Below are 16,739 nucleotides of genomic sequence, written 5' to 3'. Positions count from 1 at the left end.
GGATACAACAAACGCCCGCCCGTCCACCTCCCGGTGGACGGGCCGTGGGGCGAAGCCACTCAGGCGAGTTACAGCAACGTCCCCGCTCATCATCACGAACATGTAGTCTATGAATCGTCGCAGCTCAGGGCAGGTATCCGAGCTCCCGCGGTCGGTAAAGTGGAGGACAAGTGAGCCAGGCGGCAGGGTCTGTGAAGGGGTCTCTGAAGGCGTCCACCTTCGTGTACCCGTGGGACGTCAACGGCGACCCCGAGGCCGCCGCGCGCATCGCCGGCCTGGGCGTACGCCAGGCGACGCTCGCCTCCGCCTACCACTCCACGCGCGTGCTGACGCCCCGCCACCCCCGGCACCGCATCGTCACCGCCCGCCACGCGGCCGTGCTCTATCCGCCCGGCCCGCGCTGGGAGGGGCGCCGGCTGCGGCCGTACGCCGCCGGGGACTGGGCCCCCGGGGACGCGTACGGGCAGGCCGCCACGTCCCTCGCGGAGGCGGGACTCGACGTACACACCTGGGTGGTGCTCGCGCACAACTCCCGTATGGGGGAGGAGTTCCCGGACACCTCCGTGGCCAACGCCTACGGAGACCGCTATCCCTGGGCGCCCTGCATCGCACAGCCCGACACGCGCGCGTACCTGATCGACCTCGCCGCGGAGGCGGCGGTACGGCCCGGCGCCTCAGGCACGGAGTTGGAGTCCCTCGGCTGGTACGGCCTCACGCATCTCCACGCCCACGACAAGACGGCCGGCGTGGAACTCGGGGACGCCGGCCAGTACCTGATGTCGCTGTGCTTCTGCCCCTCCTGCCGCGACGGCTATACGCAACTGGGCCTGGCCCCCGACGAGTTGGCGGCCTCGGTCCGGCGCGCCCTGGAACCCGTCTGGCGGGGCGAGGCGCCCACCGGAGCCTGGGAAGCGGTGGAGAAGCTGCTCGGCGCCGAACTCGCAATGGCCACGCGCGCGTGGCGGGACTCCGTCGCCCGCTCCCTCCAGACGGAGGCCGTCGCCGCCGTACGCGCGGTCGCTCCCGATGGGTTCCAGATCCTGCTGCACGCGGACCCGGCCTCGTACCACGTCGGCGCGAACGTCGGCGTGGATCCCGCGCACATCCTGTCGGTCGCCGACGGCGTGGTCGTGCCGTGTGCCGGAGGGCCCGAGTTGCTGACTCCCTTCGCCGAGCAGGCTGTTGAGAGGAGTGTGCTGGCGGCCAATTTCCCCGTCGTGAGCGGCATGGGCGGCAGCCCGGGCACGCTCGCGGAGGACGTGGCACGGGCGGTCGAGCTGGGAGCCACCGAAGTACGGCTGTATCACGCGGGGTTGGCGTCCGACGAGGACCTGTCACTCGTGGCGGAGGCGCTTGCGCAGCTCGGCTGACGCTGCCTGAGCAACGGTACGACCGTCACCAGCCGGATCAGCCCGAACGTCACCAACAGCACCTGGTAATCGACCAGTTCGACCAGGCCGGCGCCCAGCGCGAGTCCCACCGCGTTCGGGGCGAAGACCAGCGTGTTGGTGGTCGCGGTCGTACGGCCCAGGAGGTCGTCCGGAGTCTCGCGCTGAACCGTGGTGAGGGCCGCGATCAGCACGCACGGGAGGCCAACGCCCACGGCCGCGGACGAGACGAGGGCCACCGCGTCGTACGGGAGCGCGCGGGCGGCCACGGCCAGGGCGGTGAGCGCGATGCCGTACCTCGCGAACCGGTGTGAGCCCAGGCGGCGGAGGAGCGGACCCGAGGCCAGGCCGACGGCCACCGAACCGGCGCCTTGCACGGCGTACAGAAGACCTACGTACGCGGGGGAGTGGCCCAGGCCTTCGGCCACCGCGTAGATCGTCGCGCCGTTGAGGCCCGCGAAGAGCATGGTCGTGCCGCCCGCGACGACGAGGGAGCGCAGTGTCTCGTGGCGCCAGAGGTAGCGGGCGCCGTCGGCTGTCTGGGTGCGCCAGCCGGCCGAGGCCTGGAGCGGCTTCGGCTCGCGTACCCGCAGGAGTGTGTACAGCCCCGCGGCCAGCAAGAAGGTGAGCGCGTCCAGGAGGGCGACGCCGGCGCCCCCGAAGGCCGCGTACAGACCCGCTCCGGCGAGCGGGGCGACCAGCTTCATGCCCTCGTTGGCCGACATCCGCAGGCCGTTGAAGTCGCCGAGAAGCCGCTCGTCCACCGCCGTGGCGACCAGGGCCGACTCCGCCGCGTCGTGTACGACGCCGGTCGCGCCGTACACGAACAGCACCGCGAAGAGGATCCAGAGGGTGCCCGGGGAATCGACGGCGAGGAGGGACAGGAGGAGCGCGGACAGCCCCAGGTTCGTCCACACCAGCAGCGGTCTGCGGCGGGTGCGGTCGGCGAGCGTGCCCAGGAGGGGGCCGATCAGCGTGGACGCCCAGAGCGCGAAGACACAGAGGGCGGCCAGCCCGTCCGAGCCGGTCAGCTCCTTCACCCAGATCCCGGTCACCAGCCACATCGCCGACGACCCGAACCCGGAGACCACGACTCCGCCCAGGTACAGGCCCGCGTTGCGGTCCTTCAGGACACGGGTCACTGTCCATGGCGAATGCGATGCCGATGTCGTCATGGCTCGTCATTTTGGGGCTAAGGACCTGGGCAAGGGATCGGGCGACTGCCTTAATTCACCACGTCATGCCTGGGCCGAACTTCATCCCTGCCGGGGTCACTTGGCGAAGCGGTACTTCAGATGGGTGGCGAGGGGCGTGTCGACCATCCTGACCGGCTCGAGGTTCCGCCGCCCGGCGCCCAGTCCCTCGAAGAGCCGCAGTCCCGCGCCGAGGAGCGCGGGCACCACGTGCAGTTGCAGCTCGTCGATGAGCCCCTCCCCGAGGTACTGCTGCACCGTGCTCGCCCCGCCCGCGATGTCGACGTTCCTGTCCCCGGCGGCGGCCTTCGCCTGGTCGAGGGCGCTGTGGATGCCGTCGGTGACGAAGGTGAAGGTGGTGCCGCCCTCCTTGACCAGGGTCGGCCGGGGGCGGTGGGTGAGCACGAAGACCGGGGCCCTGAACGGCGGGTTGTCGCCCCAGAACTCCTCGCCCGTGTCGTACATCATCCGCCCCATGACCACCGCTCCGGTGGCATCGAACCACTCGCGCATCAGCTCGGAGTCGCGGTTCTCCTCCCCGCCGGTCATGCCCTGGCGCTCCCGCCAGCTCGCCAGGTTGTGGATCCACTCGAAGAGCGGCTCGGCGCCGTCGCCTCCCGGGTTGTCGGGGGCGACATTGGGGCCGGCGATGTAGCCGTCGAGGGAGATGGCCATATCAGCGGTTACGGTCACGATCGGGTGCTCCTCATGTCCTGGGATGTGCTGCCTTCACCTGATTCTGCCGAGGACGCCCCGGCGTTCACGCCGGGGAGGAATCGCCTCCTGTGGCTGCGACGCGGAGCGTCGCCGTGTCTGCTTGCTGCCCGGTGCGGAGCGTTCCTACGGCTGCCCGACGGAGCCAGGGAATGCGAACAACCGCCCTAGAGGTCACCGGTTGTGGTGGTCGTCGTGCGAATGGCGACCATGCGTGCGGTGATCGCACTACGGTCCGATGTCGTGAAGCTGCCTACACTGCTGCCGACGCCCGAGCAGGCGTCGGCCCTTCAGACGACCCTGCGTGCCTGCAACCGGGCCGCCACCTACGCATCACAGGTCGCCTTCGCCCAGGACCTCAAGGACCGCAACGGCCTGCAGAAGGAGCATTCCAAGCAAGATTGGCGGCTCCTGCGGACTCAGGCGCCCACCGTCCCGTCGACACCCTCACGCAGAAAGTCCGCGTGCCCGTTGTGGCGGCCGTACTCCAGGAGCACGTGCACCATCACCATCCGCAGCGACACCTCCTCGCCCCCTCTCGGCTGATACCCGGCCTGGTCCAGGGACTCGGCCTCCCGCTCGATACGACGCGAGTTCTCCACCTCGGCCTCCCAGGCCCCGAACGCCTCGTCCCTGGTCGACGCACTCGCGTCGTACGCCGCCTGGAAGTCGATCTTGTCGGACCAGACCATGGGCGCGTCGTTGTCCTCGAACACCCGACGGAACCAGGCACGCTCCACCTCCGCCATGTGCCGCACCAGCCCGAGCAGCGAAAGCGTGGACGGCGGCATCGACTGCTGCCGCAGCTCCTCGTCGGTCAGTCCTTCGCACTTCATGGCGAGGGTCGCGCGGTGGTAGTCGAGGAAAGCCCGCAACATGTCTCGTTCGCTGCCAAAACTGGGCGGTCCTATGCGGTTGTCGGTGGTCACTGACCGTGCTCCTCATCCGTGCCTGCATTCAGGGCCAGTATCTACGCCGTCCGCCATCCCTATGTGAGAGATCGTCAGCAGCGGCTCGCTCGTCGGCCTGCTCCACCTGCTCATGGACGAGGCAATGTGTCCTCGCGTCAGGTGAGGTCGGAGAGATCCTCTTGGGTCAGGGAGATCGATCCGGTGGCGGTGTTCTCCTCCAGGTGGGCAAGGGAGCCGGTGCCGGGGATGGCCAGGGTGACGGGGGAGGAGGCGAGCAGCCAGGCCAGGGTGATCTGAGGGACCGTGGCGCCATGCCGGTCCGCGTGCCGCGGCTCATGCCGCCGAAGAAGCCGGTGCCGCCCTCGCCTCCGACGATGACCAGGGTGCCGCGGGGGGTGAGGGCGCGGCGGAGGACGGGCAGGGGGCGGAGGCCCGCGTTGTCGATGATGACGTCGTAGCGATGGGGGGCGTCGGTGATGTCCTCGTGGGTGTAGTCGATGATGTGGGTGGCGCCCTGGGAGCGGACGAAGTCCGCGGCTGTGGGGCCGCAGACGCCGGTGACCTCGGCGCCGTACATCGTGGCGAGCTGGACGGCGTACGTTCCGACGCCGCCGGAGGCGCCGATGACGAGGACCCGCTGGCCGGGCTGCGGGCGGGCCTTGCCGCTCAGGGCCTGGAGGGCGGTCATGCCCGAGACGGGGAGGGCGGCGGCCTGTTCGAAGCTGAGGCCGGCGGGCTTGTGGGCGAGCTTTTCGGCCTTGGCGCGCGCGTACTCGGCGAATGAGCCCTCGCAGTTGCCGAAGACCTCGTCACCCGGCTTGAAGTCGGTCACCTTCGCGCCGACCGCCGCGACCCGTCCGGCGCCGTCCCAGCCCCGTACGGGATTCTTGGGCTTACGGAGTCCCAGGACCGCCCGGGCCACATAGGGCCGGCCCGTCATGAGGTGCCACACCTCGGGGCCGACGCCGGCCGCGCGTACCTCGACGAGTACTTCGTCGTCCCCGGGGACGGGGCGGTCGATGCCGCGCAGTCGCAGATGGTCCGCTGATCCGTAGGCATCCTGAACGATCGCCTTCAAGCGTGGCTCCCCTTCGCGGTCCCGGACACAGAGCGTCCCGGATACCCCGAGCATCGCGGCAGCCCGAAGCCCTGACCAGCTTCCTGAGCATGATCTCGGGAGTGGATGCGATGACTTTTCGTACGGCCGACGGTCTACAGGACGGGGCTACAAGTCGGACCGCAACTCAGCGACCCCGTGACCCCGTGGCCCCGTGATCAGAAGAGGAGCCGAGCATGGCCGGTACGACATCGACAACGCTTGACCTGGGGCCGCAGGCCCTGATCGTGGCGCGTCTCGCGGAGGCGGTGCGCGAGGAGCAGCTGGGCGCTCCGACGCCCTGTCCGGAGTACGCCGTACGCAATCTTCTGGGCCACCTGGTCGGTCTGACGCGGGCCTTCCGGGACGCCGGCCGAAAGGACCTGGGACCGACGACAGACACGGACCCCGGCTCCTCCCTGCCGGACGTCACGCCCGGCTGGCGCGCGGAACTCCCCAAGCTCCTCGCCGAGCTGGCCGAGGCCTGGCGCGACCCGTCCGCCTGGACCGGCGTGACCCGGGCGGGCGGCGTGGACCTCCCCGGCGAGATCGCGGGCCTCGTCGCCGTCAACGAACTCGTCATCCACGGCTGGGACCTGGCCCGAGCCACCGGTCAGCACTACGCTCCCGACGCCGCTGCGCTCCAGGCGTCCCACGACTTCCTCGCTCCCGCGGCCGAGGACCCGGACGGCTCCGAAATCTTCGGCCCGCCGGTGCCCGTACCGGACGAAGCCCCTCTCCTGGACCGCGCGATCGGCCTGAGCGGCCGCGATCCCAGCTGGACGGCAAGGGGCTGAGTGTTCCGAGCTGGACGGCAAGGACCTGAACGAAAGGTTCCGCATCCCTGGGGGCGAGCCCGCGCCCGATGTCTGTTGAGCGTCAACGCAAACAACTTCTGTCAGAAGCGTTGACGAAACATCAGCGCGCTTCTACCTTCAACGCGTCGTACTTCGTACGTCATATATGAGACGCGATACGCGAGATCAGATACGCGAGATACTGCGTTCCGATCCCGTGATCCGACACGTGAAGTGATCGATGAGATCCGAGAGGCGCGCATGACCTCTGTGCCCACCCCGATTCCGTCCCGCACGCAGTACGTGCTGGAGGGGATCAAACACCGCATCCTCACCGGACAGTTGACGCCAGGTCAGGCCCTGGTCGAGACGGAGCTGGCCGCGCAGTTCGGGGTGTCCAAGACCCCGGTGCGGGAGGCGCTGAAGACCCTGGCCGGCACAGGGCTCGTCGTGATGAACCAGTACAAGGGCGTCACGGTGCGCATGGTGGACGCGGACATGGCGCGCGAGGTGTACGACGTGCGGCTGCTCCTCGAGCCGGAGGCACTGCGCCGCTCCGTGCAGCGCGGCGCCTCCCTCGACACGGCGCGCGAGGCGCTGGAACGCGCGGACGCCGCCACCGACACCGCCCAACGCTCCCTGGCCAACCGGGAGTTCCACCGCGCGCTGTACGTCCCCTGCGGCAACCCGCTGCTCGGCCGGATGCTCGACGAGGTGCGCGACCAGGCGGCCCTGGTCTCCGCGGTCGCCTGGGCCGCCAACCCCTCCTGGGAACGGGAGGCGGGCGAGCACCGGGAGATCCTGCGGCTCGCGCTCGAGGGCGACTCGGACGGCGCGGCCCGCGCCCTGCACTCGCACATCGCGTCGTTCGTGCACCGGGCCTTCCCCGAGGCCCAGGGAGAGGGTGAGCACAAGTGAGCAGCCCGACGTTCGAGACGGAGCGGGCGGCGCTGGCCGATGTGGTGGCGATCCCGGTGACCCCGTTCGCCGAGGACGGCACCGTCGACCAGGACAGCCACCGCGCCCTGCTCGGCCGTCTGCTCGAGGGCGGCGTACGCACGCTCACGCCGAACGGCAACACCGGCGAGTTCTACGCACTGAACCCACAAGAGCGCCGCTTGGTCACGGAGTTGACCATCGACGAGGCGGGCGAGCGGGCCGCCATCGTGGTCGGCGTCGGGCACGATGTGCCGACCGCCGTCGCCTCCGCGCGGCACGCCCGCGACTGCGGGGCACGCATGGTGATGGTCCATCAGCCGGTGCATCCGTACGTGGCGCAGGCCGGCTGGGTCGACTACCACCGGGCGATCGCCGAAGCCGTCCCCGAGCTGGGCGTCGTCCCGTACATCCGCAACGCGCAGCTCCTCGGCGCCCGGCTCGCCGAACTGGCCGACGACTGCCCGAACGTCATCGGCGTGAAGTACGCCGTGCCGGACGCGGCCCGCTTCGCCGCCTTCGCACGGGATGCGGGGCTGGAGCGTTTCGTCTGGGTGGCGGGGCTCGCCGAGCCGTACGCGCCCTCGTACTTCTCGGCGGGCGCGACCGGCTTCACTTCGGGTCTTGTGAACGTCGCCCCGTCCGTTTCGCTGAACATGATCGAAGCGCTTCGATCCGGTGACTACGCGGGCGCCATGAAGGTGTGGGAGCAGGTCCGCCGCTTCGAGGAACTGCGCGCGGCCAACGGCTCCGCCAACAACGTGACCGTGGTCAAGGAGGCCCTGGCCTCGCTGGGCCTGTGCCGTCGCGAGGTCCGGCCGCCGAGCCACCTGCTGCCCGAGGCCGAGCGCGCCGAAGTCGCCGCGATCGCCGCGGGGTGGTCCATATGACCGACAGAGGACCACAGCCCAGAGCGGGCGAAACAGCCGACGGCGCAAGGGAATTGCGCAGCCACCAGTGGTACGGCACCGAGGGCCTGCGGTCCTTCAGCCACCGGGCCCGCACCCGCCAGCTCGGCTACCTGCCCGAGGAGCACCTGGGCAAGCCGGTCATCGCGATCCTCAACACGTGGAGTGACATCAACCCCTGTCACGTACATCTGCGTGATCGCGCCCAGGCGGTCAAGCGCGGAGTGTGGCAGGCCGGCGGCTTCCCCCTCGAATTCCCCGTCTCCACTCTCTCCGAGACCTTCCAGAAGCCGACCCCGATGCTCTACCGCAACATGCTCGCGATGGAGACCGAGGAACTGCTGCGGTCGTATCCGGTGGACGGGGCCGTGCTGATGGGCGGCTGCGACAAGTCCACGCCCGCCCTGCTGATGGGCGCCGCGTCCGTCGATCTGCCGGCCGTCTTCGTGCCCGCCGGGCCCATGCTGCCGGGCCACTGGCGCAACGAAGTCCTGGGCTCCGGCACCGACATGTGGAAGTACTGGGACGACAAGCGGGCCGGGCTCATCGGCGACTGCGAGATGACCGAGCTCGAGAGCGGACTCGCCCGCTCGCCCGGCCACTGCATGACCATGGGCACGGCATCGACGCTGACGGCCGCCGCCGAGGCTCTCGGCGTCACCGTGCCGGGCGCGTCCAGCATCCCGGCCGTCGACTCCGGGCACGACCGGATGGCCGCGGGCTCCGGCCTCCGGATCGTCGAACTCGTCCGCAAGAACCGGAAGTTGTCCGACCTCCTCACCCAGGAGGCCTTCGACGACGCCGTGACGACCGTCCTGGGGCTCGGCGGTTCCACGAACGCCGTCATCCATCTGATCGCCATGGCCGGGCGGGCAGGCGTACGGCTCACGCTGGACGACTTCGACCGGATCGCCCGTACGGTGCCGGTGCTGGCGAACGTACGGCCCGGCGGCCGGACGTACCTGATGGAGGACTTCCACTTCGCGGGTGGGCTGCCCGGCTTCCTGTCGCGGATCACCGATCTGCTGCACCTGGACCGGCCGACGGTGTCCTACGACAGCATGCGCGAGCAGCTCGCATCAGCTCAGGTGCACAACGACGAGGTGATCCGCCCGCGCCACAACCCGGTCGCGGACGAGGGCGGGGTCGCGGTCCTGCGCGGCAACCTCTGCCCCGACGGCGCCGTCATCAAGCACATCGCCGCCGAGCCGCACCTGCTCAAGCACACCGGTCCGGCAGTCGTCTTCGACGACTACAAGACCATGCAGCGCACCATCAACGACCCCGCGCTCGGCATCACCGCCGACAGCGTGCTGGTGCTGCGCAACTCCGGTCCCAAGGGCGGCCCGGGCATGCCCGAGTACGGCATGCTGCCGATCCCCGACCACCTGCTGAAGCAGGGCGTACGGGACATGGTGCGGATCTCCGACGCCCGGATGAGCGGCACCAGTTATGGCGCGTGTGTGCTGCACGTGGCGCCGGAGTCGTACATCGGCGGACCGCTCGCCCTCGTACGGAGCGGGGACACGATCACCCTCGACGTCGAAGCGCGAACCCTTCAACTCAACGTGAGCAACGAGGAGTTGGAGCAACGCAGGGCGGCCTGGACGCCGCCGCCCGAGCGGTACGAGCGCGGCTACGGAGCGCTCTACAACGAACAGATCACCCAGGCCGACACCGGCTGCGACTTCGCCTTCCTGGCCAAGCCGGGCAAGGTGCCGGACCCGTACGCGGGCTGAGCGAACCGCACCAGCACAGCGCACCAAGCGCACCAGCACAGGGCACCAAGCGCACAGCACGAGCGAGCGCGCACAGCACCACCCGCACCCCCGAGAACGGAGAACAGTCATGGCCCAAGCCGCAGCCGTGGCGAAAGAGCCCGCGCCACCCCGGCGGCGCCGCGGCTCAGCCACGCCACGCCGGCTCCCGTATCTGCTGATCGCCCCGGCGGGACTGCTGATGCTGGGCTTCATCGCCTACCCGGTGCTGAGCGTCTTCTACTACAGCCTGCAGAACTACAACCCCACCAAGCCCTGGCGGAACGGCTACGCGGGCTTCGAGAACTTCGTGCACGCCTTCACCGAGGACCCGTTGTTCTGGGACTCGCTGGTCTTCAGCGCCAAGTGGGTCGTCGTGGAGGTCGGGCTGCAGCTGCTGTTCGGTCTGGCGCTGGCGCTGATCGTGAACCAGACCTTCGTGGGCCGGTCGCTCGGCCGAGCCATGGTCTTCTCCCCGTGGGCCGTCTCCGGCGTGCTGACCTCCGCGATCTGGGTGCTGCTCTACAACTCCCAGACCGGCATCACCCGTTACCTCGCCGACATGGGCATCGGGTCCTACGGCACCAGCTGGCTGTCGGACACCGGGACCGTGTTCTGGGCCGCGATCGTCGCCGACCTGTGGCGCGGCGTGCCCTTCTTCGCGATCCTCATCCTCGCCGACCTCCAGTCCGTCTCGAAGGACCTGTATGAGGCCGCCGAGGTCGACGGGGCCAGCCGGATCAAGCAGTTCTGGCACATCACCCTGCCGCACCTGAAGGACGCGATCATCCTGTCCACTCTGCTGCGCGCGGTGTGGGAGTTCAACAACGTCGACCTGCTCTACACCCTGACCGGCGGCGGACCTGCGGGGGTCACCACGACGCTGCCGCTGTACGTCGCGCACACCAGCGTCGAATCCCACAACTTCGGCTATGCGTCGGCCCTGACCACCGTGGCGTTCGTGATTCTGCTCTTCTGCTCGATGGTCTATCTGCGGCTGAGCAAGTTCGGAGGCGAGAAGTGATTACCAAGGAGGCCACCGAGGTCGCTCCCACGCCCGCGACCGTCGTCCCCGAACCGCCGCGGCCGGCGAAGAAGAGCCGCCGCGCCTGGGACGAGGCTCCCCGCTGGCAGATCTACCTGCCGCTGGGCATCTACCTCGTCTTCACCCTGATCCCGTTCTACTGGATCCTGCTCTTCTCCCTGCGCCCGTCGGGCTCGACCTCGCTCGTGCCCTGGCCGATGACCTTCGACCACTTCGAGAAGGTGTGGACGGAGCGATCCTTCGGCGTCTACTTCCAGAACAGCGTGCTCGTCGGCGTCGTGACACTGCTCATGACGACACTGGTCGCGCTGGCCGGCGGCTACGCGCTCGCCCGGTTCAACTTCAAGGTCAAACAGGCCTTCATGCTGGCCCTGCTGTGCTCCCAGTTCGTGCCCGGCGCGTTGCTCCTGGTCCCGCTGTTCGAGATCTTCGCCGAGCTGCAGATGATCAACTCCCTCGGCAGCGTCATCATCGCCGAGACCGTCTTCCAGCTGCCGCTGTCGATCATCCTGATCAGCAACTTCATCAAGAACGTGCCGTACTCCCTGGAGGAGGCCGCCTGGGTCGACGGCTGCGGCCGGATGAAGGCCTTCCGGATCGTCGTCCTGCCGCTGCTGCGGCCCGGTCTGATCGCCGTCGGCTCCTTCGCCTTCGTGCACTCCTGGAACCACTTCCTGTTCGCCCTGATGTTCCTCAACAACCAGGACAAGCAGACCATCCCGGTCGGCCTCAACACCCTGATGGGCGCCGACAGCGTGGACCTGGGCGCGCTCGCCGCGGGCGGCATCATCGCGGCCGTACCCGTGGTGATCGTGTTCGCCTTCATCCAGAAGTGGCTGATCACGGGCTTCAGTGCGGGGGCGGTGAAGGGATGAGACTCCGTCATGTCATCGTCGGCACCGTCCTGCTGGGACTGCTCGGTGTCCCCGCCCACGCCGACGACGCCCGCGACATCAGCCGTGACACCCTGCCCGCGAACGACGGCTGGGCTGCCGCGGACGGCGGCACCACCGGCGGGGCTGCGGCCGACGACGCGCACGTGTACACGGTCACCGACCGCGCCGGACTCGTCGGTGCCCTCGACGGCGGCAGCGCCACCCCGAAGATCATCAGGATCGCCGGGACGATCGACGCCAACACCGACGACGACGGCGACCGCCTCACCTGCGCCGACTACGCCACCGACGGCTACAGCCTGAGGAAGTACCTGGCCACTTACGACCCCCGCACCTGGGGCTCCGCCAAGCCCAGCGGCCCGCAGGAAGAGGCTCGCCGGGCCTCCGCCGCCAAGCAGGCCGAGCGCGTCCAGCTGACCGTCGGCTCCAACACCACCATCGTCGGTCTCGGCGACTCCAAGAACCCAGCCGTCCTCAAGGGCGGCAGCCTGCAGGTCAAGAGCGCGAACAACGTCATCGTCCGCAACCTCGAACTGCGCGATGCCTACGACTGCTTCCCCGTCTGGCAGCCCAACACCGGCGGCCTCGGCGACTGGAAGACGGCGTACGACAACATCTGGCTGCGCGGCGCCACCCATGTGTGGATCGACCACGTGACCGTCAGCGACAAGGGGCACCCGGACGAGCGGGAACCCACCTACTTCGCCCGCAACTACCTGCGCCACGACGGCCTGCTGGACATCACCAACGCCTCCGACCTGGTCACCGTCTCCTGGAGCCGTTTCGCCGACCACGACAAGGCGATGCTCATCGGCAGCGGCGACACGGCGACGGGCGACCGCGGCAAGCTCCGCGTCACCCTGCACCACAACGAGTTCGAGTCCGTCGTCCAGCGCGCCCCGCGCGTCCGCTTCGGGCAGGTGCACCTCTACAACAACCGGTACGTCGTCCCGTCCGACGCCCACGACTACCGCTACTCCCTCGGCGTCGGCACCGAGTCCGCGATCCACGCCGGGAACAACGCCTTCCACACCCCCGGCCACATCGAGGTCGCCGACCTGGTCAAGAGCTGGAACGGCACCGCCTTCCACCAGTCCGGCACTCTCTTCAACGGCTACCCGGTGGACCTGCTCGCGATCCACAACGCCTACAACTCCGGCAGCGAACGTGATCTCACAGCCGACGTCGGCTGGACACCCACCCTGCACGGAAAGATCGACAGCGCCGGTACGGCCGACCGAGAGGTGGCACGCGGCGCGGGCGCGGGGAGGATCCCATGAGCACTGCCGTACCCATCGTCCTGGCGGGCGCGCGCGGCCACGGCCGCTGGCACCTGGACAACATCCGCAGGCTCCAGGACAAGGGCATCGTCCGGCTGGCCGGCATCTGCGAGCTGACCCCGCTGATGGAAGGGGAGCTCCCGGAAGGCCTGGGAACGCCCCAGCAGTCCGCCGACTTCGGTGCCCTCCTCGACTCCACCGGCGCCCGGATCGCGGTGATCTGCACGCCGATCCCGACCCACACCGACCTGGCCCTGACGGCCGCCCGCAGGGGCGTGCACCTCCTGCTGGAGAAGCCACCCGCCCCCTCGTACGCCGAGTTCCGGCGCATGGCCGAAGGGGTCGCCGAGGCCGGGGTCGTCTGCCAGATCGGCTTCCAGTCGCTGGGCTCGCACGCCGTCCCCGCGATCCGGACGCTGATGGCCGAAGGCGTCATCGGCGAGGTCGTCGGGATCGGCGGGGCCGGGGCCTGGGCGCGGGCCGAGGCGTACTACCGGCGGGCGCCCTGGGCGGGCAAGCGCAGGCTGAACGGCGTCGACGTGATCGACGGGGTGCTCACCAACCCGCTCGCGCACGCGGTCGCCACCGCCCTCGCACTGGGCGGCACCGTGCGCGCCGAGGACGTCACCGACATCCAGACCGAGCTGCTGCGCGCCAACGACATCGAGTCCGACGACACCTCCTGCGTCCGCGTCACCACCGCGCAGGGCCGCCCGGTCGTCGTCGCCGCGACACTGTGCGCCGAGGACCCCGACGAGCCGTATGTCGTCGTTCATGGCGAACGCGGCCGGATCACCTTCTGGTACAAGCAGGACCGCGTCCTGCTCCAGCGCGCCGACCACGGCCCCGAGGAGTTCGAGTACGGCCGCACCGACCTGCTCGAGAACCTCGTCGACCACCTCACCGACGGAACAGGCCTGCTGGTCCCCCCGGACGACACCGGCGCCTTCATGAAGGTCGTCGAAGCGATCCGGTTGGCCCCCGACCCGGCCCCGCTGCCGGAGCAGGCCTGGCAGCTGCTCCCCGACGAGCGGCGCCGGGTCGTGCCCGGCATCGACGGCTTCGTCGCGGCCGCCGCCGACACCCTCGCCCTCTACTCCGAGCTGGGCGCCCCCTGGGCCCTCCCGGCGAGAAAGAAAGAGGTGAGTACCTGATGACCCCCCACGACACCGCGGTGCTGCGCGTCGCGGGCCGCCCCGTCGGCCGGTATGTCACCCGGCCCGAACTGCCGGCCCGGCTCTCCCCGCGCCCGTACCTGCACCCCGTCACCACCCTGGCCGGCACGGCGGTCACCGAGCTCAGCCCCGCCGACCACGCACACCACCTCGGCGTCGGTGTCGCCGTTCCCGACGTCGAGGGATCCAACTTCTGGGGCGGACGCACCTATGTCCGCGACCAGGGCCCGACCGAGCTGGGCAACCACGGCGCCCAGCGGCACAGCGCCTTCCAGCTGCGCGACCCGGACGGCTTCGTGGAGGAGCTGCGCTGGGTCGCCGCGGGAGCCGAGCTGCTGCGTGAGCGCCGTACGGTCGCGGCCACCGAACTCACCGACTTCGCCTGGGCGTTGGACTTCACCTTCTCCCTGACGAACGTCACCTCCGGCCCGCTGTCGATCGGCAGCCCCGCCACGAACGGACGCCCCGGCGCGGCCTACGGCGGCTTCTTCTGGCGGGCCCGCAAGGAGGCCGAGGCCCCGCAGGTGTTCACCATCGACCGCGAGGGCGAGCGGGAGATACACGGCACCCACGCCTCCTGGGTAGCCCTCACCGGCTCCACCTGGACCCTGATCTTCGCCGGGGCCACCGAAGAGACCCGTCAGGACCCGTGGTTCGTGCGCGCGGAGGAGTACCCCGGCGTCGGCTCCTCGCTCGCCTCCGAGGACCGACTGCCTGTCCAGCCCGGCGAGACCGCCGTACGCCGGATCGTCACCGTCGTCGCCGACGGCCGCATCGGCCGTCTCGAAGTGGCGGCCCTGGTCCGCAAGGCGGTGAGCCCATGACCGCAGAGACCGTGGGGACCTACACGAACCCGATCCTCAACGCCGACTGGTCCGACCCGGATGTCGTCCGCGTCGGCGACGACTTCTACCTGACCGCGTCCAGCTTCGGCCGCGCCCCGGGACTTCCCCTGCTGCACTCCCGGGACCTGGTCAACTGGACGCTGGTCGGCCACGCCGTAGAACGCCTGGAACCGGCTCGGGAGTTCAGCAGGCCCCGGCACGACTGCGGGGTCTGGGCACCGTCGCTCCGGCATCACGACGACCGCTTCTGGATCTTCTGGGGCGACCCCGACCAGGGCATCTTCCAGGTCAACGCCCCCGAGATCCGCGGCCCGTGGACGCGCCCGCACCTGGTCAAGGAGGGCAAGGGCCTGATCGACCCCTGCCCCCTGTGGGACGACGAGACCGGCGAGGCCTACCTCGTGCACGCCTGGGCCAAGTCCCGCTCCGGCATCAAGAACCGTCTCACCGGCTACCGCATGCACCCCGACGGCACCGAACTCCTCGACGAGGGCAAGCTGATCGTCGACGGCGACCGGATACCCGGCTGGTTCACCCTTGAAGGACCCAAGCTCTACAAGCACGACGGCTGGTTCTGGATCCTCGCCCCCGCCGGGGGAGTGGAGACCGGCTGGCAGGGCGCCTTCCGCTCGCGCGGCTTCTTCGGGCCGTACGAGGAGAAGGTCGTCCTGGAGCAGAAGGACACCGACGTCAACGGGCCGCACCAGGGCGGCTGGGTGCGCACCCCGTCCGGGGAGGACTGGTTCCTGCACTTCCAGCAGCGCGGCGCCTACGGTCGTGTCGTCCACCTCCAGCCGATGCGCTGGGGGGCCGACGGCTGGCCGGTGCTCGGGGACGACGGCGCCCCCGTCGCCGTACACACCAGGCCCGACCTGCCGCCGCAGCCGCCCGCCGCGCCCGCCACCGACGACGACTTCCCCGGCGGGCGGTACGGCCGCCAGTGGCAGTGGACGGCCAACCCTCCCCCACTCTCGGCTCCTCCCCCACTCTCGGCTCCTCCCCCACTCTCGGCTTCGCTCGAGCGGGGGGACCCCCATGAGCGGGGGGACCCCCATGCCGGCTGGGCCACCCACCACTCCGGCGATGGGCTGCGGCTGACCTGCGTCCGCTCGGCCGACGCGCACGACCTGCGGAAACTGCCGAACGTCCTCACCCAGCGGCTGCCGGGAAAACCGTGCGCGGTGGAAGTCGAGCTGCGGCTCGACAGCGAGGAGCCGGGGGCGCGGGCCGGGCTCGCGGTGCTGGGGGACGCCTTCGGCTGGATCGGGTTGCAGCGGGGCGCGGACGGGGCGGTGTACGTCGTGCACCGGTTCGCGGAGGCGGTCGCGGAGAGGGAACGGGACGCCGATTATCCGAGGCTGGTGCCCCCGCCCCAAAGGGGCGCGGGGCTGGATCGATATGCGGCTCCGCCGCGATGGGGGTCCCCCCGCTCATGGGGGTCCCCCCGCTCGAGCGAAGCCGAGAGTGGGGGAGGAGCCGAGAGTGGGGGAGCGACCAGCCACGATGGTGCCGCAGACGATCGACGGCCTGTCGCGGCACCTCCAGCGGAGCGCTCCGCGCCCGAGGGGCGGGCGCGGCTGCGGATCGAGATCGGTGCCGGGGCGCGGTGCCGCTTCTCGTACGACATCGGTGCCGGGTTCCGTCCGTCCGGTCAGGTCTTAGCAGCCACCCCGTGGCGCTGGGTCGGCGCCCTGCTCGGACTCTTCGGTCTTGCACCCGCCGGTCAGGGACATGCCGGCGCGGCGACCTTTACGCAGTTCAGGATCAGCGCTTTGTAACTCACTCGTACCGCCTGTTT

15 protein-coding genes and 1 pseudogene are annotated in these 16,739 nt (G+C 70.0%); 11 read left to right on the top strand and 5 right to left on the bottom strand.

The window, feature by feature from the left end:
* The first annotated feature begins 203 nt into the window (after nucleotides 1–203).
* Nucleotides 204–1,370 (top strand): hypothetical protein, encoded by a 1,167-nt coding sequence (locus ABD357_RS01560; protein ID WP_344387036.1) that lies wholly within the window; start codon nucleotides 204–206, stop codon nucleotides 1,368–1,370.
* Here the strand turns inward: ABD357_RS01560 and ABD357_RS01555 are convergent.
* From ABD357_RS01555 to ABD357_RS01535, 5 genes and pseudogenes are all read right to left on the bottom strand, one after another.
* Complete coding sequence (locus ABD357_RS01555) at nucleotides 1,304–2,563, bottom strand: MFS transporter (RefSeq protein WP_344386928.1); 1,260 nt, start codon at nucleotides 2,561–2,563, stop codon at nucleotides 1,304–1,306. The genes ABD357_RS01560 and ABD357_RS01555 overlap by 67 nt on opposite strands.
* A 96-nt stretch (nucleotides 2,564–2,659) precedes the next feature.
* Nucleotides 2,660–3,274, bottom strand: a complete 615-nt coding sequence (locus tag ABD357_RS01550) for a dihydrofolate reductase family protein (RefSeq protein ID WP_344386926.1) — start codon at nucleotides 3,272–3,274, stop codon at nucleotides 2,660–2,662.
* Nucleotides 3,275–3,714: 440 nt separating this feature from the next.
* On the bottom strand, nucleotides 3,715–4,224 hold the full coding sequence (locus ABD357_RS01545) for a DinB family protein (RefSeq protein ID WP_344386925.1): 510 nt from the start codon (nucleotides 4,222–4,224) through the stop codon (nucleotides 3,715–3,717).
* A gap of 137 nt (nucleotides 4,225–4,361) precedes the next feature.
* A complete protein-coding gene (locus ABD357_RS01540) occupies nucleotides 4,362–4,484 on the bottom strand; it encodes a hypothetical protein (protein ID WP_425584721.1) in 123 nt (40 codons plus the stop codon).
* Nucleotides 4,485–4,624: 140 nt separating this feature from the next.
* A pseudogene (locus ABD357_RS01535) lies at nucleotides 4,625–5,338 on the bottom strand (NAD(P)-dependent alcohol dehydrogenase); the annotation flags it as partial.
* A gap of 161 nt (nucleotides 5,339–5,499) precedes the next feature.
* Here ABD357_RS01535 and ABD357_RS01530 point away from each other — a divergent pair.
* The 10 genes from ABD357_RS01530 to ABD357_RS01485 all read left to right on the top strand — a co-directional run bounded on the left by ABD357_RS01530 (nucleotide 5,500) and on the right by ABD357_RS01485 (nucleotide 16,719).
* Complete coding sequence (locus ABD357_RS01530; RefSeq protein WP_344386922.1) at nucleotides 5,500–6,099, top strand: TIGR03086 family metal-binding protein; 600 nt, start codon at nucleotides 5,500–5,502, stop codon at nucleotides 6,097–6,099.
* Between the two features lie 261 nt (nucleotides 6,100–6,360).
* Nucleotides 6,361–7,017 carry a GntR family transcriptional regulator gene (locus ABD357_RS01525; protein ID WP_344386920.1) on the top strand — a complete coding sequence of 219 codons (657 nt, stop codon included), beginning with the start codon at nucleotides 6,361–6,363 and terminating at the stop codon, nucleotides 7,015–7,017.
* Nucleotides 7,014–7,925 (top strand): dihydrodipicolinate synthase family protein, encoded by a 912-nt coding sequence (locus tag ABD357_RS01520; RefSeq protein WP_344386919.1) that lies wholly within the window; start codon nucleotides 7,014–7,016, stop codon nucleotides 7,923–7,925. The genes ABD357_RS01525 and ABD357_RS01520 overlap by 4 nt, the downstream gene beginning before the upstream one ends.
* A complete protein-coding gene (gene araD / locus ABD357_RS01515; protein ID WP_344386917.1) occupies nucleotides 7,922–9,682 on the top strand; it encodes an L-arabinonate dehydratase in 1,761 nt (586 codons plus the stop codon). Before ABD357_RS01520 ends, araD begins: the two co-directional genes overlap by 4 nt.
* Before the next feature lie 109 nt (nucleotides 9,683–9,791).
* Entirely contained in the window at nucleotides 9,792–10,724 is a 933-nt protein-coding gene (locus ABD357_RS01510; RefSeq protein WP_344386916.1) for a carbohydrate ABC transporter permease, read from the top strand.
* On the top strand, nucleotides 10,721–11,620 hold the full coding sequence (locus tag ABD357_RS01505; RefSeq protein ID WP_344386915.1) for a carbohydrate ABC transporter permease: 900 nt from the start codon (nucleotides 10,721–10,723) through the stop codon (nucleotides 11,618–11,620). Before ABD357_RS01510 ends, ABD357_RS01505 begins: the two co-directional genes overlap by 4 nt.
* On the top strand, nucleotides 11,617–12,921 hold the full coding sequence (locus tag ABD357_RS01500; protein WP_344386914.1) for a pectate lyase family protein: 1,305 nt from the start codon (nucleotides 11,617–11,619) through the stop codon (nucleotides 12,919–12,921). Before ABD357_RS01505 ends, ABD357_RS01500 begins: the two co-directional genes overlap by 4 nt.
* Nucleotides 12,918–14,075, top strand: coding sequence for a Gfo/Idh/MocA family protein (locus ABD357_RS01495; protein WP_344386913.1), 1,158 nt, complete (start codon nucleotides 12,918–12,920; stop codon nucleotides 14,073–14,075). Before ABD357_RS01500 ends, ABD357_RS01495 begins: the two co-directional genes overlap by 4 nt.
* Complete coding sequence (locus ABD357_RS01490; protein ID WP_344386912.1) at nucleotides 14,075–14,920, top strand: DUF6807 domain-containing protein; 846 nt, start codon at nucleotides 14,075–14,077, stop codon at nucleotides 14,918–14,920. Before ABD357_RS01495 ends, ABD357_RS01490 begins: the two co-directional genes overlap by 1 nt.
* Nucleotides 14,917–16,719, top strand: coding sequence for a glycoside hydrolase family 43 protein (locus ABD357_RS01485; protein WP_344386911.1), 1,803 nt, complete (start codon nucleotides 14,917–14,919; stop codon nucleotides 16,717–16,719). The genes ABD357_RS01490 and ABD357_RS01485 overlap by 4 nt, the downstream gene beginning before the upstream one ends.
* The last annotated feature ends 20 nt before the right edge of the window (nucleotides 16,720–16,739 follow it).

Source organism: Streptomyces vastus (assembly GCF_039532825.1).
Classification (GTDB): Bacteria; Actinomycetota; Actinomycetes; order Streptomycetales; family Streptomycetaceae; genus Streptomyces; species Streptomyces vastus.
This window is presented reverse-complemented; position numbering and strand designations above follow the sequence as displayed.

Bases quoted from the DNA above. Each gene is read 5' to 3' on its own strand.
- ABD357_RS01485 (WP_344386911.1), top strand. From the start codon at position 14,917: ATGACCGCAGAGACCGTGGGGACCTACACGAACCCGATCCTCAACGCC.
- ABD357_RS01555 (WP_344386928.1), bottom strand. From the start codon at position 2,563: ATGACGACATCGGCATCGCATTCGCCATGGACAGTGACCCGTGTCCTG.
- ABD357_RS01495 (WP_344386913.1), top strand. From the start codon at position 12,918: ATGAGCACTGCCGTACCCATCGTCCTGGCGGGCGCGCGCGGCCACGGC.
- ABD357_RS01525 (WP_344386920.1), top strand. From the start codon at position 6,361: ATGACCTCTGTGCCCACCCCGATTCCGTCCCGCACGCAGTACGTGCTG.
- ABD357_RS01510 (WP_344386916.1), top strand. From the start codon at position 9,792: ATGGCCCAAGCCGCAGCCGTGGCGAAAGAGCCCGCGCCACCCCGGCGG.
- araD (WP_344386917.1), top strand. From the start codon at position 7,922: ATGACCGACAGAGGACCACAGCCCAGAGCGGGCGAAACAGCCGACGGC.
- ABD357_RS01490 (WP_344386912.1), top strand. From the start codon at position 14,075: ATGACCCCCCACGACACCGCGGTGCTGCGCGTCGCGGGCCGCCCCGTC.
- ABD357_RS01500 (WP_344386914.1), top strand. From the start codon at position 11,617: ATGAGACTCCGTCATGTCATCGTCGGCACCGTCCTGCTGGGACTGCTC.
- ABD357_RS01530 (WP_344386922.1), top strand. From the start codon at position 5,500: ATGGCCGGTACGACATCGACAACGCTTGACCTGGGGCCGCAGGCCCTG.